General features: G+C 70.8%; 23 protein-coding genes and 1 pseudogene. 11 read left to right on the top strand and 13 right to left on the bottom strand.

The features are described from left to right. Window positions 1-82: 82 nt before the first annotated feature. From aceE to ACTOQ3_RS40095, 4 genes are all read right to left on the bottom strand, one after another. On the bottom strand, window positions 83-2,536 hold the full coding sequence (gene aceE, locus ACTOQ3_RS40110; RefSeq protein WP_440089037.1) for a pyruvate dehydrogenase (acetyl-transferring), homodimeric type: 2,454 nt from the start codon (window positions 2,534-2,536) through the stop codon (window positions 83-85). A 202-nt stretch (window positions 2,537-2,738) separates the two neighbouring features. Continuing rightward, window positions 2,739-3,776 carry an NAD(P)/FAD-dependent oxidoreductase gene (locus ACTOQ3_RS40105; protein WP_440089036.1) on the bottom strand — a complete coding sequence of 346 codons (1,038 nt, stop codon included), beginning with the start codon at window positions 3,774-3,776 and terminating at the stop codon, window positions 2,739-2,741. 142 nt (window positions 3,777-3,918) lie between these two features. Then, complete coding sequence (locus ACTOQ3_RS40100; RefSeq protein WP_440089035.1) at window positions 3,919-4,647, bottom strand: sigma factor; 729 nt, start codon at window positions 4,645-4,647, stop codon at window positions 3,919-3,921. Further along, window positions 4,640-4,822 carry a hypothetical protein gene (locus tag ACTOQ3_RS40095; protein WP_440089034.1) on the bottom strand — a complete coding sequence of 61 codons (183 nt, stop codon included), beginning with the start codon at window positions 4,820-4,822 and terminating at the stop codon, window positions 4,640-4,642. The genes ACTOQ3_RS40100 and ACTOQ3_RS40095 overlap by 8 nt, the downstream gene beginning before the upstream one ends. Before the next feature lie 446 nt (window positions 4,823-5,268). Here ACTOQ3_RS40095 and ACTOQ3_RS40090 point away from each other — a divergent pair, with 446 nt between their 5' ends. The 8 genes from ACTOQ3_RS40090 (at window position 5,269) to ACTOQ3_RS40055 (ending at window position 12,878) form a co-directional block, all read left to right on the top strand. Continuing rightward, window positions 5,269-6,477, top strand: coding sequence for an alpha/beta hydrolase family protein (locus ACTOQ3_RS40090; RefSeq protein WP_440089033.1), 1,209 nt, complete (start codon window positions 5,269-5,271; stop codon window positions 6,475-6,477). A 32-nt stretch (window positions 6,478-6,509) separates the two neighbouring features. Next, a complete protein-coding gene (locus ACTOQ3_RS40085; protein ID WP_440089032.1) occupies window positions 6,510-6,890 on the top strand; it encodes a hypothetical protein in 381 nt (126 codons plus the stop codon). A 103-nt stretch (window positions 6,891-6,993) separates the two neighbouring features. Further along, window positions 6,994-7,971 (top strand): RNA polymerase sigma factor SigJ, encoded by a 978-nt coding sequence (gene sigJ / locus ACTOQ3_RS40080; protein ID WP_440089031.1) that lies wholly within the window; start codon window positions 6,994-6,996, stop codon window positions 7,969-7,971. 512 nt (window positions 7,972-8,483) lie between these two features. After that, window positions 8,484-8,672, top strand: a complete 189-nt coding sequence (locus ACTOQ3_RS40075; RefSeq protein ID WP_440089030.1) for a hypothetical protein — start codon at window positions 8,484-8,486, stop codon at window positions 8,670-8,672. Next, the gene (gene sigJ, locus ACTOQ3_RS40070) at window positions 8,662-9,612 is read left to right on the top strand and encodes an RNA polymerase sigma factor SigJ (RefSeq protein WP_440089029.1); all 951 of its coding nucleotides are present in this window, start codon (window positions 8,662-8,664) and stop codon (window positions 9,610-9,612) included. Before ACTOQ3_RS40075 ends, sigJ (ACTOQ3_RS40070) begins: the two co-directional genes overlap by 11 nt. 326 nt (window positions 9,613-9,938) lie before the next feature. Continuing rightward, the gene (locus ACTOQ3_RS40065; RefSeq protein ID WP_440089027.1) at window positions 9,939-11,156 is read left to right on the top strand and encodes an FAD-dependent monooxygenase; all 1,218 of its coding nucleotides are present in this window, start codon (window positions 9,939-9,941) and stop codon (window positions 11,154-11,156) included. A 16-nt stretch (window positions 11,157-11,172) separates the two neighbouring features. Further along, entirely contained in the window at window positions 11,173-11,889 is a 717-nt protein-coding gene (locus ACTOQ3_RS40060) for a TetR/AcrR family transcriptional regulator (protein ID WP_440089026.1), read from the top strand. Window positions 11,890-12,137: 248 nt separating this feature from the next. Continuing rightward, window positions 12,138-12,878, top strand: a complete 741-nt coding sequence (locus ACTOQ3_RS40055; protein WP_440089025.1) for an isocitrate lyase/PEP mutase family protein — start codon at window positions 12,138-12,140, stop codon at window positions 12,876-12,878. A gap of 229 nt (window positions 12,879-13,107) precedes the next feature. Here ACTOQ3_RS40055 and ACTOQ3_RS40050 read toward each other — a convergent pair whose 3' ends face one another. Then, the gene (locus ACTOQ3_RS40050) at window positions 13,108-13,818 is read right to left on the bottom strand and encodes an acyl-CoA dehydrogenase family protein (protein WP_440089024.1); all 711 of its coding nucleotides are present in this window, start codon (window positions 13,816-13,818) and stop codon (window positions 13,108-13,110) included. Between ACTOQ3_RS40050 and ACTOQ3_RS40045 the strand changes: the two are divergent. Further along, a pseudogene (locus ACTOQ3_RS40045) lies at window positions 13,771-14,337 on the top strand (CoA transferase); the annotation flags it as partial. The gene ACTOQ3_RS40050 and the pseudogene ACTOQ3_RS40045 sit on opposite strands and share 48 nt — an antisense overlap. Here ACTOQ3_RS40045 and ACTOQ3_RS40040 read toward each other — a convergent pair. Beyond that, entirely contained in the window at window positions 14,262-14,507 is a 246-nt protein-coding gene (locus ACTOQ3_RS40040; protein WP_440089023.1) for a hypothetical protein, read from the bottom strand. The pseudogene ACTOQ3_RS40045 and the gene ACTOQ3_RS40040 overlap by 76 nt on opposite strands. Window positions 14,508-14,564: 57 nt before the next feature. Here ACTOQ3_RS40040 and ACTOQ3_RS40035 point away from each other — a divergent pair, with 57 nt between their 5' ends. Then, window positions 14,565-14,951 carry a CoA transferase gene (locus ACTOQ3_RS40035; protein WP_440089022.1) on the top strand — a complete coding sequence of 129 codons (387 nt, stop codon included), beginning with the start codon at window positions 14,565-14,567 and terminating at the stop codon, window positions 14,949-14,951. A gap of 102 nt (window positions 14,952-15,053) precedes the next feature. On the opposite strand, the gene fxlM is transcribed toward ACTOQ3_RS40035, so the two are convergent. Then, the gene (gene fxlM, locus ACTOQ3_RS40030) at window positions 15,054-16,226 is read right to left on the bottom strand and encodes a methyltransferase, FxLD system (RefSeq protein WP_440089021.1); all 1,173 of its coding nucleotides are present in this window, start codon (window positions 16,224-16,226) and stop codon (window positions 15,054-15,056) included. Window positions 16,227-16,459: 233 nt separating this feature from the next. Between fxlM and ACTOQ3_RS40025 the strand changes: the two genes are divergently transcribed. Continuing rightward, entirely contained in the window at window positions 16,460-16,915 is a 456-nt protein-coding gene (locus ACTOQ3_RS40025) for a hypothetical protein (RefSeq protein WP_440089020.1), read from the top strand. Window positions 16,916-17,069: 154 nt separating this feature from the next. On the opposite strand, the gene ACTOQ3_RS40020 is transcribed toward ACTOQ3_RS40025, so the two are convergent. The 6 genes from ACTOQ3_RS40020 to ACTOQ3_RS39995 all read right to left on the bottom strand — a co-directional run bounded on the left by ACTOQ3_RS40020 (window position 17,070) and on the right by ACTOQ3_RS39995 (window position 23,690). After that, window positions 17,070-17,498: a VOC family protein gene (locus ACTOQ3_RS40020; RefSeq protein WP_440089019.1), complete on the bottom strand. Its 429-nt coding sequence runs from the start codon at window positions 17,496-17,498 to the stop codon at window positions 17,070-17,072. Window positions 17,499-17,505: 7 nt separating this feature from the next. Next, window positions 17,506-18,498, bottom strand: a complete 993-nt coding sequence (locus ACTOQ3_RS40015) for an NAD-dependent epimerase/dehydratase family protein (protein WP_440089017.1) — start codon at window positions 18,496-18,498, stop codon at window positions 17,506-17,508. A gap of 68 nt (window positions 18,499-18,566) precedes the next feature. After that, window positions 18,567-20,816: a SulP family inorganic anion transporter gene (locus ACTOQ3_RS40010; protein ID WP_440089016.1), complete on the bottom strand. Its 2,250-nt coding sequence runs from the start codon at window positions 20,814-20,816 to the stop codon at window positions 18,567-18,569. A 72-nt stretch (window positions 20,817-20,888) separates the two neighbouring features. Beyond that, window positions 20,889-22,487: a hypothetical protein gene (locus tag ACTOQ3_RS40005; protein ID WP_440089014.1), complete on the bottom strand. Its 1,599-nt coding sequence runs from the start codon at window positions 22,485-22,487 to the stop codon at window positions 20,889-20,891. Window positions 22,488-22,670: 183 nt separating this feature from the next. After that, window positions 22,671-23,237: a YbhB/YbcL family Raf kinase inhibitor-like protein gene (locus ACTOQ3_RS40000; protein ID WP_362681338.1), complete on the bottom strand. Its 567-nt coding sequence runs from the start codon at window positions 23,235-23,237 to the stop codon at window positions 22,671-22,673. 159 nt (window positions 23,238-23,396) lie between these two features. Further along, the gene (locus ACTOQ3_RS39995; RefSeq protein ID WP_440089013.1) at window positions 23,397-23,690 is read right to left on the bottom strand and encodes a hypothetical protein; all 294 of its coding nucleotides are present in this window, start codon (window positions 23,688-23,690) and stop codon (window positions 23,397-23,399) included. Window positions 23,691-23,793 lie beyond the last annotated feature (103 nt).

Here is a 23,793-nt window from a genome sequence, read left to right as displayed (position 1 = left end):
ACACTGTCCCGTTTCGGCAGGGCCGGGTGGGCGACACCGGGACAGCTCGGTCGCGGCGGCGGTAGAGCCGGGCCGGTCATCTTCAGCCGGCCCCCTCGACGGACTTGAGCACGGCGTCGGCGATCGAACGCGGGTCGACGCCGAAGTGCTCGCGCACGGACTCCCGGGTGCCGGAGAGGCCGAACCCGTCGGTGCCGATGGAGGTCCACGGCCGGTCGATCCACGGGCTGATCTGATCCGGCACGGCGCGCATCCAGTCGCTGACCGCGATCACCGGGCCCTTGGTCCCGGCCAGGGCCTGCTGGAGGTAGGGCACCGCGGTGGAGGTCATCGCGTCGCGGCGCAGCTCGCTCCACGAGGTGACCGACCAGACGTCGACGCCCACGCCGTACTCCTCCTGGAGCAGCCGCTGCGCGGCCAGCGCCCAGTGAATCGCGGTGCCGCTGGCGAGCAGATGGGCCTGGCCGCCGCCGCGGGAGTACCGGTAGATGCCCTTGAGGATGCCCTCGCGCACGCCCTCGGGCATCGCGGGCTGGGGAAGCGGCTCGTTGTAGAGGGTGAGGTAGTAGAAGACGTCCTCGCCGTCGGGCCCGTACATGCGCCGGAGCCCTTCGCGCACGATCTCCGCGACCTCGTAGCCGAAGGCGGGGTCGTAGGCGAGACACGCGGGGTTGGTGGAGGCGATCAGCTGGGAGTGCCCGTCGCCGTGCTGCAGTCCCTCGCCCGTCATCGTGGTCCGTCCCGCGGTGGCGCCGATCAGGAATCCGCGGCCGAGCTGGTCGGCCAGCGCCCACATCTGGTCGCCGGTCCGCTGCCAGCCGAACATCGAGTAGAAGATGTAGAACGGGATCATGGCCTCGCCGTGGGTGGCGTAGCTGGAGGCGGCGGCCGTGAACGACGCCATCGATCCCGCCTCGGTGATGCCCTCGATCAGGAGCTGGCCGTCGACCGCCTCCTGATAGGACAGCAGCAGGTCCCGGTCGACCGATTCGTAACGCTGGCCCAGCGGCGAGTAGATCCTGGCGGTGGGGAACAGCGACTCCATGCCGAAGGTCCTGGCCTCGTCGGGCACGATGGGCACCCAGCGGCGCCCGGTCTCCGGCTCCTTCATGAGGTTCTTGACCAGGCGGACGAAGGCCATCGTGGTGGCCATCGGCTGCTTGGACCCCTTGTGCAGGGACTGGAACGGTCCCTCGGCCGGCGCCGGCAGCGGCCGGTGGGAGACGGTCCGGCGGGGGATGGGCCCGCCCAGTGCGCGGCGGCGCTCGGCCACGTAGCGGACCTCGGGCGAGTCGGCCCCGGGATGCAGGTACGGCGGCAGGTCCGCGTCGAGCGCCTCGTCCGGCACCGGCAGCCCAAGCCGGTCGCGCAGCGCCCGGAACTCGTCCTGGGTGAGTTTCTTCATCTGGTGGTTGGCGTTGCGCGCCTCCACGCCGGCCCCGAGCGTCCACCCCTTGACGGTCTGCACGAGGATCACCGTGGGCGCGCCCTGGTGGTCGAGGGCGCGGCGGTAGGCGGCGTGCACCTTGCGCGGCTCGTGGCCGGCCCGCGAGCCGCCGACGATGCGCCGCAGGTCCTCGTCGGAGTACGGCACGTCCAGCCCGCGGAACAGATGCTGCCTGATGTAGGCCCCGGTCGAGGCGGCGAAGGTCTGGAACTGCCCGTCCGGTATCTCGCCCAGCCGGGACACCAGCTCGTCCGAACCGAGCAGCCCGTCCCATTCGGCGCCCCACAATGCCTTGACGACGTGCCAGCCCGCGCCCCTGAAGACACCTTCGAGCTCCTGCACGATGCGGGTGTTGCCGCGCACCGGCCCGTCGAGCCGCTGCAGGTTGCAGTTGATCACGAAGGTCAGGTTGTCCAGTCCTTCGCGGGCGGCCAGGGTGAGGGCCGCCGTGGACTCCGGCTCGTCCATCTCGCCGTCGCCGAGGAAGGCCCATACGTGGCTGAGCGAGGTGTCCTTGATACCGCGGTTGTGCAGGTAGCGGTTGAACCTGGCCTGGTAGATCGCGTTGAGCGGTCCGAGGCCCATGGACACCGTGGGGAACTGCCAGAACCCGCGCATGCTCCGCGGGTGCGGGTACGACGGCAGCCCGCCCTCGGGCTCGCGCCGGAACAGGTCGAGCTGGCCCTCGGTCAGCCGTCCTTCCAGGAACGCGCGGGCGTAGATGCCCGGGGACGCGTGGCCCTGGAAGTACACCTGGTCGTGGCCGCCGTGGAAGAAGTGGTTGAATCCGACCTCGTACAGCCAGGCGGCCGAGGCATAGGTGGCCAGATGGCCGCCGAGCCCGAACCGGCTGCCCCTGGTGATCATCGCCGCCGCGTTCCACCGGTCGTAGGCCGCGATCCGCTCCTCCAGTTCGAGGTCACCGGGGTAGCCGGGCTCCTGCGACGTCGGCACGGTGTTGATGTACCGGCTGCTCGTGGCCAGCCGCTTCAGCAGGTACTCGGCCCGTTCCGGACCTGCCGCCCCGCGGACCGCCTCCAGCGATTCCAGCCATTCCGCGGTCTCCTGCGGGTCAACGTCCTTCTCCATGTCTCCATTAAACATCCTATGATTGGTCATCGGACATTTTCGCCGTCATTGTGTACCGGTGAAACCTGTCACACGACTCCCGCCCCATGATCGGATCCGGTGGCGTGACGATCTCGTTGAACGACCGGCCAGACGAGACGACCAGGACGATCCCCTCACGCCCTCCGCGATCGCGGCCCTGACCCGCACCGAGGTGCCGATCTCACCGGTGCCAGGCGGTGTGGCGATACGGCTTGAGCCGCTTGCCCCGCACGTGCGCGACCAGGTTGCGCCCCAGCAGCCGAGCCTGCCGCACCGCGTGCCGGGCGCTGGGCACGATGAACTCTCCCGGCCGGGTAAGGTCCGGCACTGCGGCGCCCTCACCGGCCGCGAACGCGTCGGGGACGCCCGCCACCGTCAGGTACTCGGTGGTGATGATCCGGCCGCCGCGGTCCACCGGCAGCACACCCTCGGCCACGTGCGAGCCCGGCGGCTCACCCGCGGCCCACACCAAGGTGCCCGCGTCGAGCCTCGTCCCGTCCGAGAGCACCGCCACCCCGTCAGCCGCCGATGTCAGCCGGGTGCCGAGCCGCACGTCCGCAGTGCGGCGGGCGAGGATCTCCCGCGGCCCGCGCAGGATGTCGTCACCGGCCTCGACCAGGGTCCAGCTCAGGTCGGTGAGATCGATCGTTTCGTGGTCGGTCAGGGCCTCCTCGGCCAGTACCTGCATCTCGGCCAGCGCCCTGACGCCGGAGAACCCGCCTCCCACCACCACGAACGTCAGCGCCCTGCGCCTCACCCGTTCGTCGTCGGTACGGGCGGCCGAGAGCTGGGCAAGCACGTGGTCGCGCAGGTGTACGGTCTCGAAGCCGTCCTTGCAGCCGATCGTGTGTTCCGCCAGACCCCGGATGGGCGGCCCTTCGGTGATCAGGTCGGCCGTGACGACGAGGATGTCGTACAGGATGGTCCTGGCCGTGCCCTGGGCCGGCCGGAACTCGGCGGTGCGGGCCTCGTGGGCCGTCGGCGTGACATGTCCGGTCAGCACCCGCACCTCCTCGGGCACCCCTGCGGGCGAGGCGGCCACGGAGCGCGGCTCGATCGTGCCGCCGACCACGTCGGCGAGGATCGACGGGTCGTTCGTGGAGCTACGCGGGTCCACCAGCGTGACGCTCGCTTCTCCGGAACGGATGATCTTACGCAGCCTCATGGCACTGTGCGTGCCGACGCACCCGCCGCCCACGATCAGAATGTGCTTTGCCACCGCCTGTCTCCTTTCGGGCTCTTCATCTAACGACGGGATGGCATGGCCGTGTATAAGGACGTGCGCGTGACCGGCGCGGGAAACAGGTCGGCGCGGACGTGGGAACGCGAGCCCTGGACGACGTCGTCCAGGGCTTACGTCGTCATGTTCGCGTCGCGCCCGCCGGAGGGTCCTCGTGCCCTCGAAACGCGCCGAGCTTGTCAGGGTTCATCACGATCCACACGTCCGAGACGAGACCCCCGCAGAGGTGCAGGACGACGACCGCGGCCGTGGTGCCGGCCACGCGGACGACGAGCCCCGGCCCGCCGTTGATCGACGCTTCCACAAGGGTCACATCGGCCTGCCCGCCGAACAGATCGAGGATGTAGCGCGCGGCCTGCTCGGTGCCGCTGACCGGCTGCAGCGGGACGCGGACCCGGCCGCCGCCATCGGTGATCACGACGACGTCAGGGGCGAGCAAGGCGGTCAAGGTGGCGACCCCGTCCATCCCCTCGCAGGCGTCTTTGAACACCTGGACGATGCGGTCACGCCGGTGGCCGGGCGCCAGGGGGTCCGCCGGTCGGCCACCGGCCGCGCCTTCCCCGGGACGCGGGCGCCCGGTCGCGTGCGGCGGGCCCGGACGTGCCCTGTTCAGCCGGTCACAGCACAGGCGGCTCGTGACGCTGACGAGCCAGGCGGTCGGCCAGCCGACCTCCTCCTGCATGTCCTCCGGCATCGCGTACCAGCGGGCATAGGTCTCCCGCACCACGTCCTCGGCGTCGCGCGCCGAACCGAGCAGACGCTCGGCGACCTCACCCAGCAGCCGCCGCTCCCCCACGATCGCGCTGATCCCCGCGTCGGCACAGCGCACGGGCCGGTGCGGCTCAGACATGACGCACACGACGACGGCGGACGTGCCGGTTGTCGATCTGGTCGCGCCGGGTGCCGAGTACGGTGCCGCAGGGCATGCCGCCGGCCGCCCGGATCGTTCCGGACAGGCGGTCCGGCACCGCGTCCGCGTGGCCGCCGCGCGGGGGGCGGGCTTTCCACAGTTGTGTGAGGCTCATGTCCTAACGACGACGCAGGGGCCCTCCGAGTGAGGTGAACACGCGGGGCTCAAGCGGAAGCCGACGAGATCTTCCGGCAGCACCTCAAAAATCATCACATAACGCCGCGCTGTCCCGTCGTACTGAGCGAGGAGCCGAGAGGAGGCGGGTGCGGACCGGTGCGGCATGGCGGGCGACCACGAAGTCGATCCCATGAACCGATCGACGACCGGTGGGTCGCGATCCGGGCGGCACCGCTCGTAGCACTCCGCTCGCCGGGCAGAGCCCGGCACCCGCACCGGGAACGAGCCCGTCCACGGGCTCGTGTGACGGCGGGGGCGGGCGGGTGGTCGAGCGCACATCTCGTGAGACCCATTACGCCGGCCTCGTCCTTTCCCGTCGACGGTGACGGCGACAACGACCCCGGATTCGCGGACAGCGACTGGACGAACGCAGGAGATGATCCGATGCAAGCCAGGATGTTCCGAGCCGCCGCGCTCGGCGTGGCCGTGGCCGCGACCCTGTCCGGGGGGATCGCGCCCCCGGCCCACGCCGGCGGCGGAAACGCCACGACCACGGTGCGGACGGTGGGCGGCTCCGAAGGCCCGGGGCGCCTGGTGTCGGCCAAGGCCATCGCCGGCCTTGACCCGGTGCTCGGCTCGGTGGCCGGGCGGGCGGATCGGATCACCTATCGATCCCGGTCGCTGAGCGGTGAGGACATCGTGGTCAGCGGAGCGCTTCTCAAGCCGAAGGGCAGGGCCCCCAAGGGAGGCTGGCCAGTTGTGTCATGGGCACACGGGTCCAGCGGCATCAGCGACCGGTGCGCCCCGTCCAGCGTGCCGAACAAGGACGGCAAGGTCGACCTGTACGGTTACGGCGCCCTGGTCGCGGAGCTGCTGAAGGCCGGTTACGCGGTGGCCGCGACCGACTACGAGGGTCTGGGCACCACCGGCGAGCATCCCTACATCGTGGCCGACAGCGAGGGCCGTGGCGTGATCGACGCCGTTCGCGCGGCGGTCCAGGCCGATTCGACCCTGTCGACCTCGTGGTTCGCCGTCGGGCACTCCCAGGGCGGGCAGGCCGCCATCGCCGCCGGGGAACTCTCCAAGAGCTGGGGCGAAGGCCTCGACTTCCGAGGCACGGTCGGGCTGGCACCGGTGACCGACGTCGGGCAGGCCTACAACTACGGCTCGCCCTCTCCAGTGGACCGCGGCTTCTACCTGCTGGCTCTGCACGGCCTGAAGACCGTGCACACCGGACTGCGGTACGAGCGGTTCCTCGGCGGCCAGGCGATGGACATGCTGCCCAAGGTGGAGACGGACTGCACCGCGAAGATCTGGGAGGACTTCTCGGCCGACCTCGGCGACAAGCTGAACGACTACCAGTTCACCCCGCAGACCCCTGAGGCGGCGCTGCGGCTGCAAGGTTGGCTGGACGCGCAGAGCGTGCCGCGCGGGAGGACTCCGGGCCCGATGCTGCTGCTCCAGGGCGATCGGGACCCGTCCATCAAGATCGCGGTGACCAGGCAGGCGGTCCGCAACGCTCGCGCGGCCGGCACCGCGGCCGAGTTCCGTCTCTACCGGGGCAAGGACCACTACTCCGTGCTGACGCCCCGCGACCAAGGCGGCGCGGCCACCGACGTCATCGACTGGCTCGACAGGCACAGGACCCGTTAGCGGCAGGCCGTACACAGATCGGAGTGAAAGTCATGTCGACGGTACGCGCCGCGAGCGCCAGCCCGTTCACCGCCGTCCGCGACGGTGAGCGTGACGCCATCTACGCCGAGCTCCTGAGCGAAGGACCCGCCCATCCGGTGGCGGGGCGCTCGGGACCGATCGGGTGGCTGATCACCGGGCACGAGGAGGTACGGTCGCTGCTGTCCGACCCACGGCTGGTCAAGGGCGGCTGGCGGTACGGGACGTACGCGGCCAGGTTGCCGCGGGAGCTGGCCCGCGGGGCCCGCATCGCCCTTGGCACACTGCTGACCCGCTATCCCCGCCTGCGACTCGACACCGGCCCCGGCGCCGTGACCCGCTACCCGTCCATGGTCATGAACGGGCTCAACGCCCTGCCCGTACACCTGCGCTGAGTCTGGACGGCGTCAAAGGCTCTTTGCCCGCGACGGGGGATAAACATGGCGCACAGCGGCATAAATCGGGCACTGGTACCCCCTTGGATCGTGAAGGAGTGCCGTGGTGCCACCTGACCGGGAGCAGGCCGTCCCCTCCCTGCGCCTGATCTTCGAGGGAAGCGGCACCGGCGTGCTCGACGAGCGCGTCACCTTGGTCAACATCGCGTTCAGGATGCTCGGCTCCGCCAACGACGCCGAGGACGTCGTGCAGGAGGCCTACGCGCGGTGGTTCGCCCTGTCCGACGAGGCGCGGCGCGAGATCCGGTCGCCGGCCGCCTGGCTGGTGCGGGTGACCTGCAGGATCTGCCTGGACCAGCTCGGTTCGGCCCGGGTACGCCGGGAGCGGTACGTGGGGGACTGGCTGCCCGAACCGCTCCCGGACGAGGCCCGGTGGACCAGCGCCGGGAAGTCCCGGCCGGGCGATCCCGCCGAGCAGGTGAGTCTCGACGACTCCGTCAGCATGGGCGTGCTCGTCATGCTGGAATCCGTCACCGCCGCCGAGCGGGTCGCCTTCGTCCTGCACGACGTCTTCGACCTGCCCCATACCGAGATCGCCGAGATCGTGGGGCGCAGCCCGGCGGCCTGCCGTCAGCTGGCCGCCTCGGCCCGGCGCCACCTGCGGTCCGACCGGCGCCGCGCCGTGACCGCCCACCAGCATCGCGGCATCGTCTCCGCGTTCAGGATCGCCTGCGAGCACGGCGACTTCGACGGCTTGATCAGCCTGCTCGACCCCGAGGTCCGCGTGCGCGCCGACGGCGGGGGAAAGGCCCGCGCGGCTCTGCGTCCGATCCTGGGCGCCGAGAAGACCGCGCGCTACTTCCTCGGCCTGTTCCACAAGCGATTCGCCCAGGAGATCGTCGAGGAGAACGTCAACGGCTGCCCCGGGCTGGTCGGCTACGCCGACGGCGAAGTCCACTCCGTCATGGCCATCGCCGTCCGGGACGGCCGCATCACCGACATCTGGCGGATCGTGAATCCCGACAAGCTCCACGCCTGGAACGGGCCGGGGCAAGGTCGCCGCGCGGCTGACCGGCGTTGACGGCGCCTGCCTCCGCTTCACCGAAGATCGTCAAGGCATACACCGAGAAGGCGCCCCGGGAGCTGACGCACGGGTCACGCCCGCGGCGAGACGATCGGATCCCGCGAGCGGCCGTCGCGTCCGGCACCCGCTCGATGGCCCTCACGGTAAATCTTTCCAGCCGTACCCCGAACGTCATCACAATCGACGGTCCTGTTCCGTCGAAGAGGAGGAGACCGATGGAGACGGGGTGATGAGGAGAGCGCACAGTGCTCATGGGTGACGATGTGGACGATATGTCGGCACGTGAGCACGACAGGGCGACGTGGCGGCGCGTGCGCCGACCCGGTTCGGCACCGTCCCGTGCTCTCGGTCCGACGGCCGTGACGCCAGGGACAGGTTCACGGGCCGACCCGTCGCACCGCCGGAGCCGGGAGTGCGCGTGCCCGAGGACGAAGTCGTCTCGCGGCGGCCCCTTGATCGCCTCCCTCCTTGGACCACTTCCCGGTACACGAGAGAACGGGGACGGCCATATGACGAATCGTGGGATCGAGCAGCAGCTCAGAGCGGGTCTTTCCGGTCCGGGGGACATCGGTGAGCCGATGGCGCGGCGCATCGCCGAGGATCTCGGCGGGACCTGCCGTTCCGTCGACGTCGACGTCAGCGGACCGCACGGCATCGCGGTGCGGGCCGGAACGCGGGAGAGTCGTCGTGCCGCCTGACCGGGAGCAGGCCCCCTCCTCCCCGCACCCGATCTTCGACGAGCGCGCCGCCGTGATGGTGGATGAGCGCGTCACCCTGGTCAACATCGCGTTCAGGATGCTGGGCTGCGCGCATGAGGCCGAAGACGTCGTACAGGACGCCTTCGCACGATGGTTCGCCCTGTCCGACGAGGCGCGGCGCGAGATCCGGTCGCCGGCCGCCTGGCTGGTGCGGGTGACCTGCAGGATCTGCCTGGACCAGCTCGGTTCGGCCCGGGCGCGCCGGGAGCGGTACGTGGGGGACTGGCTGCCCGAACCGCTGCCCGACGACTCCCGGTGGGCCAGCACCGGCAGGAACAGGGTCGGCGATCCCGCCGAGCGGGTGACTCTCGACGACTCCGTCAGCATGGGCATGCTCGTCATGCTGGAATCCGTCACCCCCGCCGAGCGGGTCGCCTTCATCCTGCACGACGTCTTCGACCTGCCCCACACGGAGATCGCCGGCATCGTCGGGCGTACCGCGGAGTCCAGCCGTCAGCTGGCCGCCTCGGCCCGGCGCCACCTGCGGTCCGACCGGCGCCGCGCCGTGACCGCCCACCAGCATCGCGGCATCGTCTCCGCCTTCAAGAACGCCTGCGAGCAGGGTGACCTCGACACCCTGATCAGCCTGCTCGACCCCCAGGTCACCGTGCGCGCCGACGGCGGGGGGAAGGCCACGGCGGCCCGGCGCGCGATCCTCGGTGCCGGGAAGACGGCGCGTTACTTCCTCGGCCTGCTTCGGAACAGGTTCGCCCAGGAGCTCACCGAGGAGAACGTCAACGGCTGCCCCGGGCTGGTCAGCCATGTCGGCGGCGAGGTCAACGGCATCGTGGCCTTCGCCGTCCGCGGCGGCCTCATCACCCAGATCTGGGTGATCGTGAACCCGGACAAACTCCATGCCTGGAAGGAGTCCGGCCTCTGAGGGCCACGCCCCTCCGCGGGCCGCCGGCGCCGGCGGCCCGAGCCTCGGCACGATCGAACGCCCGGATCCTCATCACATTCGCCCGGCTCATTTCGTCTTGTTGACAAGGCGTAGCCAAGGCAAAGGTGGAACGACGATGAGAGCCGACTCGCTGGCGCGAGCACTCGATGAGCGGGTCGGCGGGGCCGGCTTCGTAAATGGCGGCGCGTGCGGAAGGGGGTATATCTCTGACGATTCAGCGGGCGGAAATGTGAGGTCCGGAAGATATGAGATATGACCTACTGACCGACTGAGGGAAATGGTCAGTCATTTCCTATACTGAAGACATGAACAATGAAAACAATCGGCGCGCACTAATCGTCGGAATGGGAATCAGCGGTATGGCGACGGCGATCCGGCTGCGTCAGATCGGCTGGGAGCCCGTCATCGTCGAACGAGCGCCGCGGCGCCGAAAGGGCGGCTATTTCGTGCTGCTGTGGGGAGCGGGACGCGCCAGCGCCGAGCGGCTGGGCCTGGGACCCGGCGTGGCGGACCACACCTCTCCCAATACCATTCACTACGAAGTCGACCGGCACGGTAACAGGACCAGCATGGCCATTCTCGGTAATCTCCCGGACGGTCCGCGCATGATGCGCCGGGGCGAGGTCGAGGACGCCGCGTTCGAGGCGCTGCCCGACGACGTCGAGATTCGCTTCTCCACCGTCCCGACCGAGATCGAGCAGGACGACGACGGCGTCGACGTGACCCTGCACAACACCTTGAGTGACGAGACCGTGATCGAACGGTTCGGCCTGGTCGTCGGCGCGGACGGGCTGCGGTCGACCGTACGCAGGCTGGTGTTCGGCCCGCACGAGCGGTACATGCACCGGATGGGCGGGATCACCTGCGCGTTCCAGCTGTCGAAACCCCTGCCCGGCCTCGCGCAGGAAGACACCGCCGTGCAGCTCGAACCGGACCGTGGCCGCGCGATGTGGGTGTTCGGGTTCCAGGACATCATCCCCACGGTGATGCTCACGTACCGCACCGATGACATCGACGCCGAGTTCCGGCTGCCCCCGGCGAAGCGACTGCGCCAGGTCTTCGGTGACCGGCCGACGGGCAAGCTGCTCGGCGCCGTCCTCGACGAGGCCGACACCGTGCAGGACATCCTCTTCGACTCGGCCGAACAGGTGCGGATGGATTCCTGGCACCGGGGCCGGGTGGTCCTGATCGGTGACTCGGCATGGTGCGTCACCCTCTACGCCGGGATGGGCGTCTCGGCGGGGCTGGCCGGATCGGACCTGCTCGGCACCATGCTGCGGCGGCATCCGGACGACCTCGCAACAGCGATGACCGAGTGGGAGCGCAAGCTACGGCCGGCCGTCACCGAGTGGCAGGGCTCGGCCGAACCGATGCGGCAGTGGTTCAATCCCTTTGGCCGCCGCGAGGCTCTCGTGCGCCATTTCTGGACCCGAGGCGAGGATTGGCCGGTCATCGGGCATTATGTCCGGCAGTTCTTCATGCGCGGCAGGGTCGCGAAGAACGCGGACATCGCGGCGGCCTGAGCCTGAAGGAGTCGCGGTGACCGAGCTCGTGCGGCACGACCCGGCCAAGGTCGCGCGCATCCTGAAGGTGACGCGGGAGCTGGTGCTCCGCCACGGAGTGCGGAGCATCAGCGTCTCGGAGATCACCCGGTTGGCGCACATCGGGAAGGGGACGCTCTACCTGTACTGGCGGACGAAGGAAGACCTGATCGCCGAGCTGATCGTCCGTGACTTCCTCGACGCGGCCGAGTACCTCCCCGACCTCGGCGCCGACGTCGACGCCGTGTGGCCGCACCGGCTGTGCTGGGAGATGCTCCGGACCACCCTGCTGGGTCACCCGTTCGTGCGCGCGGTGCAGGAGGCCGACGTGCACATGATCGGGCTGCTCACGGAGCGGGAGGAGACCCGGCGCCTGCTCGACCTGCTCGGGCCCGGTGTCCTGTCCCGTGACCTGCTCAAGGTGTGGCGCACCCACGGCCTGGCCAGGGACGACTGGACCTTCGCGCATCAGACGTACGCCATGCGTGCGCTGGTGGGCGGCTTCTTCGGGCTGATGACAGGGGCCGGCGCGGAGGCGCTCGACGATCGGCGGGCGGTGTTCGAGGCGAGCGTACGCGCTCTGCTCCACCCACCCGACCGGACCGGGGCCGATGCCGCCGATGTCGCCGATGTCCGGGCCGCGGCGGCCGCGGCGCTCACGCTGCTGAACGAGCGCCGCGCCTTCGTACAGCGCCTGCTGCCCCCTGACCGGTGACGCGTGACGACCGTGCCGATGCGGGCCGCCGCCGGAGAGGGGGTGGATCAGGCCAGTGGCGCGCGCCGTCCAGCGGGCCCGATCCGGCGTGACGTCCGGGACCTGTACGAGGTCCGGATCGGACGGTCGGCCACGGCCACCCGGCCGGCGGATCGCTGTGGCGACAATCACATCGCGGTTCTATCACAAACGGAAGCCCGATTTCTTCGTATTCATGACGCACCAACCCCGACGACAAGGGACGGCCGATGACGAACACCCAGACTGCGCTGCTTCGTGACCTGCACAGATCCGGTGACCCGCTGATCCTGCCGAACGTGTGGGACGTGGCCTCCGCCACCATCGTGGCCGAGGCGGGAAACCCCGCCCTGGCGACCGCCAGCGCGTCCATCGCGGCCATGCTGGGGTACGACGACCACGAGGGCGCGCCCGTTGACGAGATGCTGGACATCGCGGCCAAGATCATCCGTGCGGTGGACGTACCGGTGACCGTGGACGCCGAGGCCGGATACGGCCTGCCGCCCGCGGAGCTCGTCGAGCGGCTCATCGCCATCGGCGCGGCCGGGTTCAACCTCGAGGAGAGCGACCATCGCGCGGGCGGCCTGCTCGACGTGGACACGCAGGCCGCCCGCATCGCGGCGCTGCGGGCGGCGAGCCCTGACCTGGTGATCAACGCCAGGATCGATCTCTTCCTGACCGGTTCGCCCTCGGTGGAGGAGGTCGCCGAACGCGGCCGCCGCTATCTCGAGGCCGGCGCCGACTGCGTCTTCCCCATCCTGGCTCCCTCGGAGGAGGTAATCGCCGACCTCGTCAAGGCCATCGCAGGACCGGTCAACGTGACCTTCCTGCCCGGCATGGACCTGGGCAGGCTGGCCGCGCTCGGCGTGGCACGGGTGTCCTTCGGTCCCATGACCTACTTGACGGCTCTGGAGGCCCTCAAGTCCATGACCGGCCGGATCCTCTCGGGCCAGGACCCCTACAACGCCTGACAGTCGTACAGGACACCCGCGCGGACACGGCCCGGGCTCGGCCGGTCGCCTGTTCGGGCGGAACCATGAGGTGAGAGGGACGCGTGGCGGCGAGTATGCGGCCCCCCGCGGTTTCGAGCCCGGTGCGCCCTCACGGGGCGGGAAGAGGACGGCGGCCGCCCCTTCCGCCGGGTCGCGCCTCCGCGCATACGTGATGACGAGGCCGCACGGCGGCGCCCGTCCGGTGAACTCAGCCGAGGATCCTGCGAGCCACCGCGGTGATGTGCAGTTCGTCGGGGCCGTCGAGGAGGCGGGCCATCCGGCCGGTGCGGAACAGCGCGGGCAGCGGGGTGTCGGGGCCCAGCCCGGCCGCGCCGTGGACCTGGATGGCCGCGTCGGTGACCTGGTGCAGCATCCGGGCGGCGGCCACCTTCGCCAGGCCGGTCTCGACTCTGGCGTCCAGTCCCGCCTCCACCAGGGCCACGGCCTCGAACACCAGCGGGCGGATGGTCCTGATCGCGAGCAGGGCGTCGAAGACAAGCGCCTGGACGAGCTGGAGGTCGGCGAGTCGTCCTGAGGATGCCGGCCGTGAGCGGGCCCGCTCGCGCATGAGGGTGAAGGCGCGTTCGGCCTGGCCGAGCCAGCGTAGGCAGCGCAGCAGGCGGCCGAGCCGTACCCGTTCGGCGATAACCCGCAGTCCTCGCCCGGCCTCCCCGGGGAGGTGGCCGGGTGGGACGGTGACGAACCACTTGCGCCCGTGAACCGTCCGGGAGCCGTCGGACTCCTGGACGGCCCGGGTGGTGGTGAGGCCGGGTTCGGAGCCGGGCGCGTACGGTTCGGTCATGGCGTTGCACATGGTCAGCTGCCCGCTCGCCACCCGGGGCAGGTAGAGGTCTCGGACGGCGGGCTCGGCGTGTCCGGTCAGGGCGGTCACGTCCAGCACCGCCGTGGAACCGAGCACACCTGGGCCGAGATCGCCCTACGGGAGGAGGTGAGCGACGAGGCCACCGCGCAGGCCGCGACCGGGGTCGCCCACGTGCACGGCCGCCGCGACGGCGAGCCGCGTGGCCTGGCCGCCGACTACCTGACGACCGCGTGCTCGGTACTGGCCGTCCAAGCACTCCTGGCCGCTCTGATCGGCCGGGCCCGCGGCTGCGCGGTCGAGACCGTGCGGACCGGGGTGGACCTGGCCGGGCTGCTCGTCGTCGGCCAGTATCTGGCCGCCGCCACGGCCGAGGACGAGGAGGCGGTGCCGTTCTCGCCCGGCGGGCCGCCCTTCACCACGGCCGACGGCGTGTGCTTCGAGGTCGAGACCCTCGACCCGGCTGTGTGGACGACGTTCTGGCGGGCACTGGGCTTGGCCGAGCGCCTCGCCGGATCGGCGTGGAAGTCCTTCCAGTTCCGCTACGCCACCGCCTGCTGCCCGCTCCCCGAGGAACCGCACGCGCGGGCTCGCGCGGCGAACTGGGAGGGGGTACGGCACGCCGCGAAGGAGTCGGGAGCCTCGGTGTGCGCGCTGCGCTCCCTCGCCGACCGGCTGACCGAATCCCGCCCGGCGGCGCCCTGGCGGCTGTCGCCGCTTCTCTCGGTCTCCCGGCCACCCTCGCGGGACGCGACAGCCGCGACCGCCCGGCCGCTGGCCGGGCTCATGGTCCTGGAGGCCGGGCGGCGGATCCAGGCGCCGCTCACCTGCTGGGGGCGGGCGTGGTGCGGATCGAACCGCCCGGCGGGGATCCGCTGCGCGGCATGCCGCCCATGTGCGGTGACCTGTCGGCCCGGTGGCTCGCGCTCAACCGGGGCAAACGCGCGGTGGAGATCGACATCAAGTCGGCCGCGGGCCGGGCCGAGCTGCGCGACCTGGTCGCCGGCGCGGACGTCTTCGTGCACAACTGGGCGCCGGGCACGGCCGAGCGCCTCGGCCTGGACGACCGCGACCTGTCGGCGGTCAGCCCCGCCCTGGTCTACGCCTACACCAGCGGCTGGGCCGATCGGCTGGCCGACGTGCCGCTGGACTCGATGAGGCAGCCGCCGCCGTTGGCCGGGGATCGCAGCGCTGCTGGATCCCCAGCCATGATCACGGGCCATTTTCCCTGAAAAGGGGCCGGGTATCGAGAAAGTCTCACGTCCGCCATCTATCGTTCACAGCCGCCGACTACAGATCACCGGCACAGAAGTCTCAGGTGCGGCGTGTGCGGGTCAGAGGTCTTTCCAGGAGAGGGCGAGCGTGGTGTGGCGCTTGCGGATGAGCAGCCCGCCGTCGGGCGGGTCACCCCGGTAGGCGTCGATGCGAAGCCCCGAGGTCATGGGCCTGTCCGCCATGTCCCACGCCTGGATGTGGGCGACCAACTCGCTCGCCAGCCGCATCCTGTCCGGACCGTGGCCGCGCGCGATCAGAGTCCCGTCCGGTGACGGCTCCAGCAGGCAGAGGTTGTCGCGCTCGACGATGCCGACGGCCATCCTGAAGCCCGTCATGTCGAGCGGGGGCGAGGCCAGCCACCCGGGCCGCGCCTCCGAGATCGTGCACCAGCGGGGCTCGTGCACCGCGAGCCACAGGCTCAACCCGTCGAGGAGCTGGGAGAGGCTGGCGCTGATCTCGGTGGACAGCTCGACCACGGGTCCGTCGAGCGCCCCCAGCACGTCGCCGATCTCGCTCGTCTCGGGCAGCGAGATCGCCAGGTCGGACTCCCGGTCCAGCACCAGCGTCGTCTCCGGACCGGCGAAGGGGCCGCGCATCCGCATGAACCCGCAGGGCAGCACCGAGCGGCTCGTCCAGTGCCCGTTGTCCCGCTCCATCGCCACCGAGCGCTGCACCCCCCGCAGGTCCAGCGGGGCGACGAGGCGCCCGCCGGGCGCGAGCTGATCCAGCCACGCCGGGGCGAGATCCCACACGCCGACGGTGGCGATCACCCGGTCGTAGGGCGCCTCCGGGGAGAACCCCTCGGCGCCGTCGCCGCACACCAGCCTCACCTCGGGGTGGCCCGCGGCCGCCAGGTGCTCGCCGGCCGCCGCCACCAGATCGGGGTCGATGTCGACGCTCACGACCAGGCCCTCCGGTCCCACCAGATGGGCGAGCAGGGCGGCGTTGTAGCCCGTTCCCGTCCCGATCTCCAGCACCCGCTGTCCCGGCCGCACGTCGAGCTGGTCGAGCATCAGGGCCATGATCGCCGGCTGGGAGGAGGAACTGATCGGGCGGCCCTCCGCGTCGCGCTTGGTCACGATCGCGTCGTCCTGGTAGACGGCCTCCGCCGCGAGCCGCGGCAGGAACACATGGCGCGGCACCACCCGCAACGCGTCGGCCACGACCTTGCTGATGCCCCGCGCGCGTACCCGCGAGACCAGCTCTTCCCGTAACGCGTGCCACTCAGTCATCGCCGACCTCCGTGCCGTATGCGTAGTGCCCTGAGTTATATGCCCCCGCACATGTGGAACGTCCCCGTGGTACGCCGTCTCCCGGCGCCCGTGCTGGAATCGGGAGGGAAAGCGCACGGGTCCGGGCGCCGTGACGGTACCCCTCATACAGGTGCCGCGCAACGCCCACGCGGGCGCGAGATTTCTATGCCCGACTGGCTGAGAACGTAAGGGAACGGCTTTAACATCCCAGCATGAACAGCGATTTCGACTTCCTGCACGGCACCTGGGACATAGACAACCGCAGGCTCCTCAAACCGCTGAGCGGAGAAGACGAGTGGGAGGAGTTTCCCAGCGTCGCCGTCTGCCGCGGTTTTTTCGACGGCGCCGGCGTCTTCGACGAGATCACCTTCCCCACGAAGGGCTTCAAGGGGGCGTCGATACGAACCTTCGACGTCGAACGCGAACTGTGGGCGATCTACTGGATCGACAGCAAGACCGGAGTCATGCACAGTCCCGTCTTCGGCAGGTTCGCCGACGGGAAGGGCGTGTTCCACGGCGACGAGACCCGCGAAGGCACGCCCATCCGGATGCGGTACACCTGGTCGGAGATCACGCCGACCTCGGCCCTGTGGGAGCAGGCGTTCTCCGCGGACGGGGAGAAGACCTGGGAGACCAACTGGACGATGAGGCACACCCGCCGCGCGTGACACGGCACGGGGCCCAGGTGGGTGGAGGGCGGAATCGGCCGCCCTCCACCTTCGGCCCTGGGAGCGTGGACCGCTGTCCGGCATTCGGGGGACGGAGCCGGACAGCGATGAATCTATGCGTCCACCAGCGCGATGTATGCGTAGAAATGCATGCCTACTGCAGGCAGAACTCGTTGCCCTCGGGATCGGTCATGACCGTCCAGTACTCGCCGTGCTCCTCCACCGTCCGCACCTCGACGGCCCCCAGGGCGGCGAGCCGTCCCACCTCCGCCTCCACGAGCTTGCGGCGCTCCTCCAGCGGCGTGCCGGGCGGACCGCCCACGTTGACGTCCAGGTGGAGGCGGTTCTTGGCGGTCTTGCCCTCGGGCACACGCTGGAAGTAGAAGCGGGGCCGCCCCTCGTCCGGGTCCACGATGGCGGACCGGTCGGAGTGCTGCTCCTCGGGGATGCCCTGGGCGTTCGCCCACGCCTCCCAGCTGTCGAACCCCTCGGGAGGCGGCTGGAGGCGGTAACCGAGGGCCTCCGCCCAGAAGGCGGCGAGCGACGGCGGATCGTCGGCGTCGAAAGTGAGCTGGATGTCCATGAAGCCCCTATGCCCACTCGGCGAGGATTCTGGCCTCCTTCTCCGGATCGATGCCGTGCCCGCGGAACGACCGCTCCGCCGGAGGGATCTCGCGGAGCCACGCCCAGGTGTCGCGTACGGTCTCGGCGGCCGGACGGCAGTTCAGCCCGGCCGCGAGGGCCTTCGCCGACGACGTCAGCCAGACCGCGGCGAACTCGGGACCGTCCGGCGCCCAGACGGGGAACTCCGTCCACGGCCGCACCTCCCGGTCGAGCAGGAACCGGTCGTCGACCCAGACGAACTCGGCGTCGGAGCCGGTCACCGCGCGGCACTCGGCCAGCCAGCCGCCGTAGGTGACGTTGCCCGGCACCCCGCCGGCGAGGAACCGGTCGGCCTTCCCGGCCTCGGTGCGGTCGAGGACGAACGAGGCGAGGTCACGCACGTCGATGACCTGCATCGCGCGGTCAGGGTCGCCAGGTGCCAGGACCCGTCCGCCCCGGGAGATCCGGTCCAGCCACCAGGGCAGGCGGCCCACGTCCTCGTGCGGGCCGAGGATGAGACCCGGCTGGATGATCAGAGCGTTGCCCTCGAAGCCCTCCTCCACCGCCCGCTCGCACCCCGCCTTGAGCATGCCGTACTCGCCGTCCTCCGGTCCCGCGTCCGGCGCGCACTCGTATCGCGGCGAGCTCTCGTCGCACTCCTTCGCGGGGAAGTCGACGAGCGCCGAGATGCTGGAGATGTACGTGTAGACGCCCGCCCGGCCGCTGAGCCGGCGCACCGACTCGCCGACCACCCTCGGGATCCTGCCCATGACGTCGATGACGGCGTCCCACTCCCGGCCCTCCACCAGGCGGTCCAGGTCGGCCGGCACCTCGCGGTCGCCCCTGACCGCCTCCACGCCCGGCAGGTCCACCCCGCTGCGCCCCCGGTTGAACGTCGTGACCTCGTGCCCGCGCCGCAGCGCCTCTTCCGTGATCGCCCGGCCGACGAAGACCGAGCCACCGATGATCAGCATTCTCATGGCGCCTCATCCTGGGCGCCCGGCCGGTGCGTGACCACAGGCTTTCACCCGTGGCGCAAGGCATCCGCTCAGAGCGGACGGCTCGCGGTCGGAGGATGCTCCAGCAGGTGCACCCGGGCGGTGCCGATGTCGAAGTACATGCCGACCAACTCCAGGTGCCCGGCCCGGAACAGCCGGTCCACCTGCGGGTAGGTCCGCAGGTTCTCCAGCTGCTGGATCACGTTGACCCGGCAGAGGCGGTCCAGCGGCCCGTCGTCCTCACCGGCGCTCTCGCCCGAGATGAACCGCGCCAGGGTGTGGTTGCCGTGGCGCATCCAGCGGCCGAACGCGGGCAGGCCCGCCGCCTTCTCGCCCCCGCTGAGCAGCGCGGCCATCGCCCCGCAGCCCGAGTGCCCGCAGACCGTGATGGTGCGGACGTTGAGCGCGCCCGTGGCGTACTCGATCGCCGCCGCCACCGAGTCGTCCGCAGGCACCGACCCCAGCCGGGGCACCAGGTTGCCGAGGTTGCGGACGGTGAACAGGTCGCCGGGACCGCTGGCGGTGATCAGGTTCGGCACGATGCGGGAGTCGGCGCAGGTGATGAAGAGGTGCGAGGGCTCCTGCCCGCGGGCCATGTCGTGCAGGAGGGGGCGGACCAGCGGAGCCGTCCGCCGGTGGAACTCCCGCGCCCCGGCCAGCAGGTCGGGCACGGCGGGACTCTCCTCGCGGGGCGCGTGCCGGGCGGCGAGCAGCGGCTGACGGTTCGTCCGCTGCCCGTTCCTCCGGTGGGACCAGGGCAGCCACCACCGGTCGGGAGCACGGGGCGGCGTCTTGGCGGGGAACACCCGGACCCCGCTGGCCGCCATGGCGTACCACTCGTCGTGGATCTCGTCGATGTTCACGGTCCCGCCGGCGCGCTCGTACTCGTTCCGCCAGTCGTGGATGGCCTCGAAGGCCGCGTTGTCCATGAAGTCGATGTTCAGGTCGAGGTCGACCGCGGCCCCCGCGGGGATGGCCCGCAGTTCCGAGGTGAGCGTGGGCACCCCCAGGAAGGTCAGCGAGCCGGCGATCACCACGTGCCAGCGGCCGTCGGGCTCGGCCATGGCCCGCACGGTCACCCGGGTGAGGCGGCGCAACGCGAACAGCGCGGCGAGACCGAGGCCGACCAGCACGCCCTCGGCGAGACCGAGCAGCACCACCCCGGCCATCGTGACGACGTACACCGGGACCTCGCTGTGGCCGCGCAGGTTGCGCAGATGCCCCATGTTGACCATCTGCACGCCGATGAAGACCAGGAGAGCGGCCAGCGCCTCCATCGGGATCAGCGCGATCATCCACCCCAGCCCGACCGCGAACAGCAGGATCCAGATCCCATGCATGATCGTGGACCACGGACTGCGGGCCCCGGCGCGGACGTTGGTGGTGCTGCGGACGATGACCCCGGCCACGGGCAGCCCGCCCAGCGCGCCGGTCACCATGTTGGCCACGCCCTGGCCGGTGAGCTCCCTGTCGAGGTCGGAGCGCCTGCCGTCGTGCAGTTTGTCGACGGCCACCGAGCAGAGCAGCGACTCCACTCCGGCGAGCAGGGCCACGAGCAGCACCGCCCCGATGATCCCGTGCCAGTCGCCCTGGGGCCAGACGGGGCCGGCCCAGGAGTCCAGGCTGGCCGACAGGTCGATCCGGGTGACCTCCCAGCCGAGAGCCCAGGCGGTCACCGAGGCGACGAGCAGGGCCGCCAGCGGCGCCGGGAGGTTCCGCAGCTGCTGCGGCAGGCGGGTCCAGGCGATCAGGACCGCGATGGTCAGCAGACCGGCGAAGACCGCGTGCGTGTGATTGTGGATGATCTGGTGGGGCAGCTCGATCAGATTCTCGATCGCGGAGCGCTGCGGGCTTCCGCCGAGCACCACGTGCAACTGGGCGAGGGCGATCACCACGCCCACCCCGGCCAGCATGCCGTGCACCACGGCGGGGGAGACCGCCAGCGCCGAGCGGGCGACCCGGCAGACGCCCAGCAGCAGCTGCAGGGCGCCCGCGAGCAGAGTGATCATGCAGGTGGCCCGCCAGCCGTACGTGATCACGAGATCGGCCACCACCAGGGAGAGCCCGGCCGCCGGCCCGCTCACCTGGACGACGGAGCCGCCCAGGAAACCCGCCACGACGCCGCCCACCACACCGGCGATGAGTCCCGCCGCCAGTGGCGCTCCCGAGGCGACCGCGATGCCCAGGGAGAGGGGTACGGCCACCAGGAAGACCACCAGGGAGGCGGGCAGGTCATGTCGCAGCACGGGGGCGAGGCCACCCGCTGTCAGAACACCGTCGCTCTTCGTGTCCGTCTCCATGGGGCAGACCTTACGGTGCTGCCCCTCACCATCCGGGTGTTTACCCGAGGCCTTTACGGAGGGCGGAAAGAATCAGCGGTAATAGTCGGGGTAGTCGGGCTCCTGTGCCCGGTGGTGGTTGCCCCGCGAGCTTGCCCGGCCTCGTGCGTCGGAACCGGTGGCCGCGGCCTCGGGGGCCGGCGCCGTGCCGTAGAGCTCGCCGTAGCTCGGCCAGCTCGCCGCGTCACTCCCGTTGGGAGTGCCGGGCTCCGGCCAGGCGGCCGGGCTGGCCGGGCTGGCCTGCCGGGGCTCGTAGCCGTATCCACCCGACGGGCCGCCCGTCGCCGCCCCGCCCCGCGGGTCGGCCGGACGGTCCGGGGTGGAGGAGAAGGTCCGGGAAGGACCGGTCGAGGTGGAGACCGCCGGGCTCGGGCCGGTGATCGCGTCGTCCTCGATGGTGGCCCAGCCCGAGCTGACCTCGTACGAGCCGGCGGGCGGAGCGCTGTAGACCGGCGTCTGGTAGGAGGAGTAGGACGGGCCGGGGTCGTCGAGGATGTCGGCGGTGTTCGCCGCCGGCCAGCCCCCCGACGAGGGGTTCGTGGCCTGAGCCCACGGGTTGTCCGCCGGGTTACCGGTCTTGGGCGGCTGCGACGGGGTGCGGTAGGAGGCGGCGAGCGGGTCGGGCACGGCCGCGGCGGGGAAGCCGCCGCTGGTCGTGGGCCCCATGGGGGGCATCGGGGCACTGCCGCCGGGACCGGCGCCGGGCCGGCCGCCGGCCGGGCCGGGCCGGGCGCCGGGAGCGCCGTTGCCGGCCGCCGGGGAGGCGGCGCCGCTGGGCCGGGAGCCCGCGCCGTTCGCCGCGGAGCCCGCGCCGCGGCGGGAGTAGGAGCCGCCGAGCGGGTCGTTCAGCGGGTCGGGCCGGGACGGGCCGCCCTGGGCGGACCGGGGCGAGCCGCCGTTGCCCTGGGCGGCCGGCTGCGAGGACGCCCTGTTGCCGCCGCGACGGGAGCTCGCCCGGGAGGGGCGGGCCTCGCCGAAGGCGCCGGGAGTGGGAGCCGCGAAGGTCACGGTCTTCTGCTCGGCGAGCGAGGCGGCGGTGGGAGCCGGGTTCGGCTGGACCGGGGCCACCAGGTCGGAGAGACCGGAGGGCAGCGAGGCGGAGGCGATGGCCGGTTCGGCGGCGGGCCTGGCCGGTGGGGCCGAGGGGCGTTGCGGGGTGCCGCGGGACGGCTGGGGCCTGGTCGGCAGCGGAGCCTGCACGGTCACCGCGTCGGCGTCGACCTTCTGGTCGTCCTGCTCGACGGGACGGCTCGCGCCCATCCGAGCCGCCAAGGACCCTCCGAAACCGCCCTCGTCGGCCTGGAGCCGCGTCCAGTAGTCGTCGTCGTAGTCGTCCACCTGGCCGAACTCGTTCAGCCCGCGCTTGCCCCGCGAGCTCGGCGGCCGCGGCTGGCGTGGCGGCTTCGGCTCGTCGAACGGGGTCAGGTCGGGGGTGAAATGGTTCATCTTCGGTTCTCTGGTGGCGAAGTCGTCGCTGGACATGGTCGGAGTCAGCGCCTCCTTCTCCGCCATCTCCCGCAGACGCTCCGCGGGGAGTGCGCTCTCCCTGCGGTTCATCGACCGCATTCCCAGTGCCACGACGACGAGCACGAGGAGCACGACGGCGACCAGGCTTACTACGACCGCGATCATTGCACCACCCTCAAGGCCATGGCCTTACAGCGGCGCCGGTGAGGTCGCGCGGCCATCGACGCGACCTGCCCCCATGCATCACCTGCGCTTGGACATTGGATCTGATTGTGTCGGACCACTATGAGCGTTGTCACACCCTAAGTGAAGAATCGGTAACCATTACTACCTCCGGTGTTTGACCAGTCACTCGATGTGCGCCGCGGTGAGCCGTCCCCAGGCGATCGTCTTGTCCGCGATGCTCTTCAAGGTCTTGTCAAGGAGGGATCCCTTACGAAGCTCGACCTTGCCGTTCAGCGCGTAGACAGTGAAACGATAGTTCTCCTGGGTGTCGCACGGAGGGCTATAGCCCACCTTGCCACTCGTCGTGCTCCCTTCGACGGCTCCCACCGGGACGCTACCCTCCGGTAGCTCGTTAGTCCGCGGATCGATGCCGAAAACGACCCAGTTCACCTCGCCGCCGGTCCGTGAGTTGTTGTCCACCACGATCGCGACGGACTCCGTTCCCTCCGGCACGCGAGACCAGCGGAGCGGCGGGTTACCGGCCGAACCCTTGCACGAGTAGTCGGACGGCAGGGGGCCGCCGTCTCTGACCTGAGGGCTGGAGACGGCGATCGGCTCCAGCTGCAACCGTTCCGTCGAGGCCATGCCGTTGGCCATCCCGCAGCCCGAGGACATGACGACGAGCGCCGCGGCCACCGTCACCTTCGAGATGTGCCGCAGGCGGCGCGTAGACGTTTTCGGCTGCCCCATGCCCGATGATGCTACGCGGGTCTGGAAGATGTGCAGACCGGATCGCGAGGTTCTGCTGCGGGGAAAAAGCCGGAAATATGGGAAAATCGAGGGACGGAAGGGGTTGGAGTGACTTCCAAAACGAGTTTCGCCCGCCCGCCGGACCGCCGGGTCCGGGCCTCAGTCACCGCCCAGCTCCCGGTAGGGCTTCCTGAGCAGATCGACCAGAGGGATGTGCCGCACCTTCACCGCGGGCGGTTCAAGAGCCCGCAGCAGCAGGTCGGCCGGGGCTCCGGTGACGTCGGGCCGGGGCCGCAGGCGGATCAGGGAGACGGCGGGGGAGTAGAAGTCCCCGATCCGCTCCTCGAAGGTCTGTTCCTCGAAGGTTCGTTTCCCGGAGGCCCGCTCGTCGGCGGTCCGTTCTTCGGAGGCCCGCCCGTCCAACGGCCTGCCGCCGGATCCGGTGTCGTCCATCAGATTCTCCCGAGGGGGCCGTCGCTTTTAGGCGACGGGGGAATCGGGAGCGGGAGGGCCGTCAAGGCCCGAGCGTGCCCTGGCCGGTCAGGTCTGCGCATGT

Origin of the sequence: Streptosporangium sp. LJ11, assembly GCF_051918945.1 — a bacterium.
Classification (GTDB): Bacteria; Actinomycetota; Actinomycetes; order Streptosporangiales; family Streptosporangiaceae; genus Streptosporangium.
Note: the sequence above shows the minus strand (reverse complement) of the source record. Positions and strands in the feature narration are given on the sequence as shown.

Bases quoted from the DNA above. Each gene is read 5' to 3' on its own strand.
- aceE (WP_440089037.1), bottom strand. From the start codon at position 2,536: ATGGAGAAGGACGTTGACCCGCAGGAGACCGCGGAATGGCTGGAATCG.
- ACTOQ3_RS40100 (WP_440089035.1), bottom strand. From the start codon at position 4,647: ATGTCTGAGCCGCACCGGCCCGTGCGCTGTGCCGACGCGGGGATCAGC.
- ACTOQ3_RS40095 (WP_440089034.1), bottom strand. From the start codon at position 4,822: ATGAGCCTCACACAACTGTGGAAAGCCCGCCCCCCGCGCGGCGGCCAC.
- ACTOQ3_RS40090 (WP_440089033.1), top strand. From the start codon at position 5,269: ATGCAAGCCAGGATGTTCCGAGCCGCCGCGCTCGGCGTGGCCGTGGCC.
- ACTOQ3_RS40085 (WP_440089032.1), top strand. From the start codon at position 6,510: ATGTCGACGGTACGCGCCGCGAGCGCCAGCCCGTTCACCGCCGTCCGC.
- ACTOQ3_RS40075 (WP_440089030.1), top strand. From the start codon at position 8,484: ATGACGAATCGTGGGATCGAGCAGCAGCTCAGAGCGGGTCTTTCCGGT.
- ACTOQ3_RS40065 (WP_440089027.1), top strand. From the start codon at position 9,939: ATGAACAATGAAAACAATCGGCGCGCACTAATCGTCGGAATGGGAATC.
- ACTOQ3_RS40055 (WP_440089025.1), top strand. From the start codon at position 12,138: ATGACGAACACCCAGACTGCGCTGCTTCGTGACCTGCACAGATCCGGT.
- ACTOQ3_RS40040 (WP_440089023.1), bottom strand. From the start codon at position 14,507: ATGAGCCCGGCCAGCGGCCGGGCGGTCGCGGCTGTCGCGTCCCGCGAG.
- fxlM (WP_440089021.1), bottom strand. From the start codon at position 16,226: ATGACTGAGTGGCACGCGTTACGGGAAGAGCTGGTCTCGCGGGTACGC.
- ACTOQ3_RS40025 (WP_440089020.1), top strand. From the start codon at position 16,460: ATGAACAGCGATTTCGACTTCCTGCACGGCACCTGGGACATAGACAAC.
- ACTOQ3_RS40020 (WP_440089019.1), bottom strand. From the start codon at position 17,498: ATGGACATCCAGCTCACTTTCGACGCCGACGATCCGCCGTCGCTCGCC.
- ACTOQ3_RS40015 (WP_440089017.1), bottom strand. From the start codon at position 18,498: ATGAGAATGCTGATCATCGGTGGCTCGGTCTTCGTCGGCCGGGCGATC.
- ACTOQ3_RS40010 (WP_440089016.1), bottom strand. From the start codon at position 20,816: ATGGAGACGGACACGAAGAGCGACGGTGTTCTGACAGCGGGTGGCCTC.
- ACTOQ3_RS40005 (WP_440089014.1), bottom strand. From the start codon at position 22,487: ATGATCGCGGTCGTAGTAAGCCTGGTCGCCGTCGTGCTCCTCGTGCTC.
- ACTOQ3_RS40000 (WP_362681338.1), bottom strand. From the start codon at position 23,237: ATGGGGCAGCCGAAAACGTCTACGCGCCGCCTGCGGCACATCTCGAAG.
- ACTOQ3_RS39995 (WP_440089013.1), bottom strand. From the start codon at position 23,690: ATGGACGACACCGGATCCGGCGGCAGGCCGTTGGACGGGCGGGCCTCC.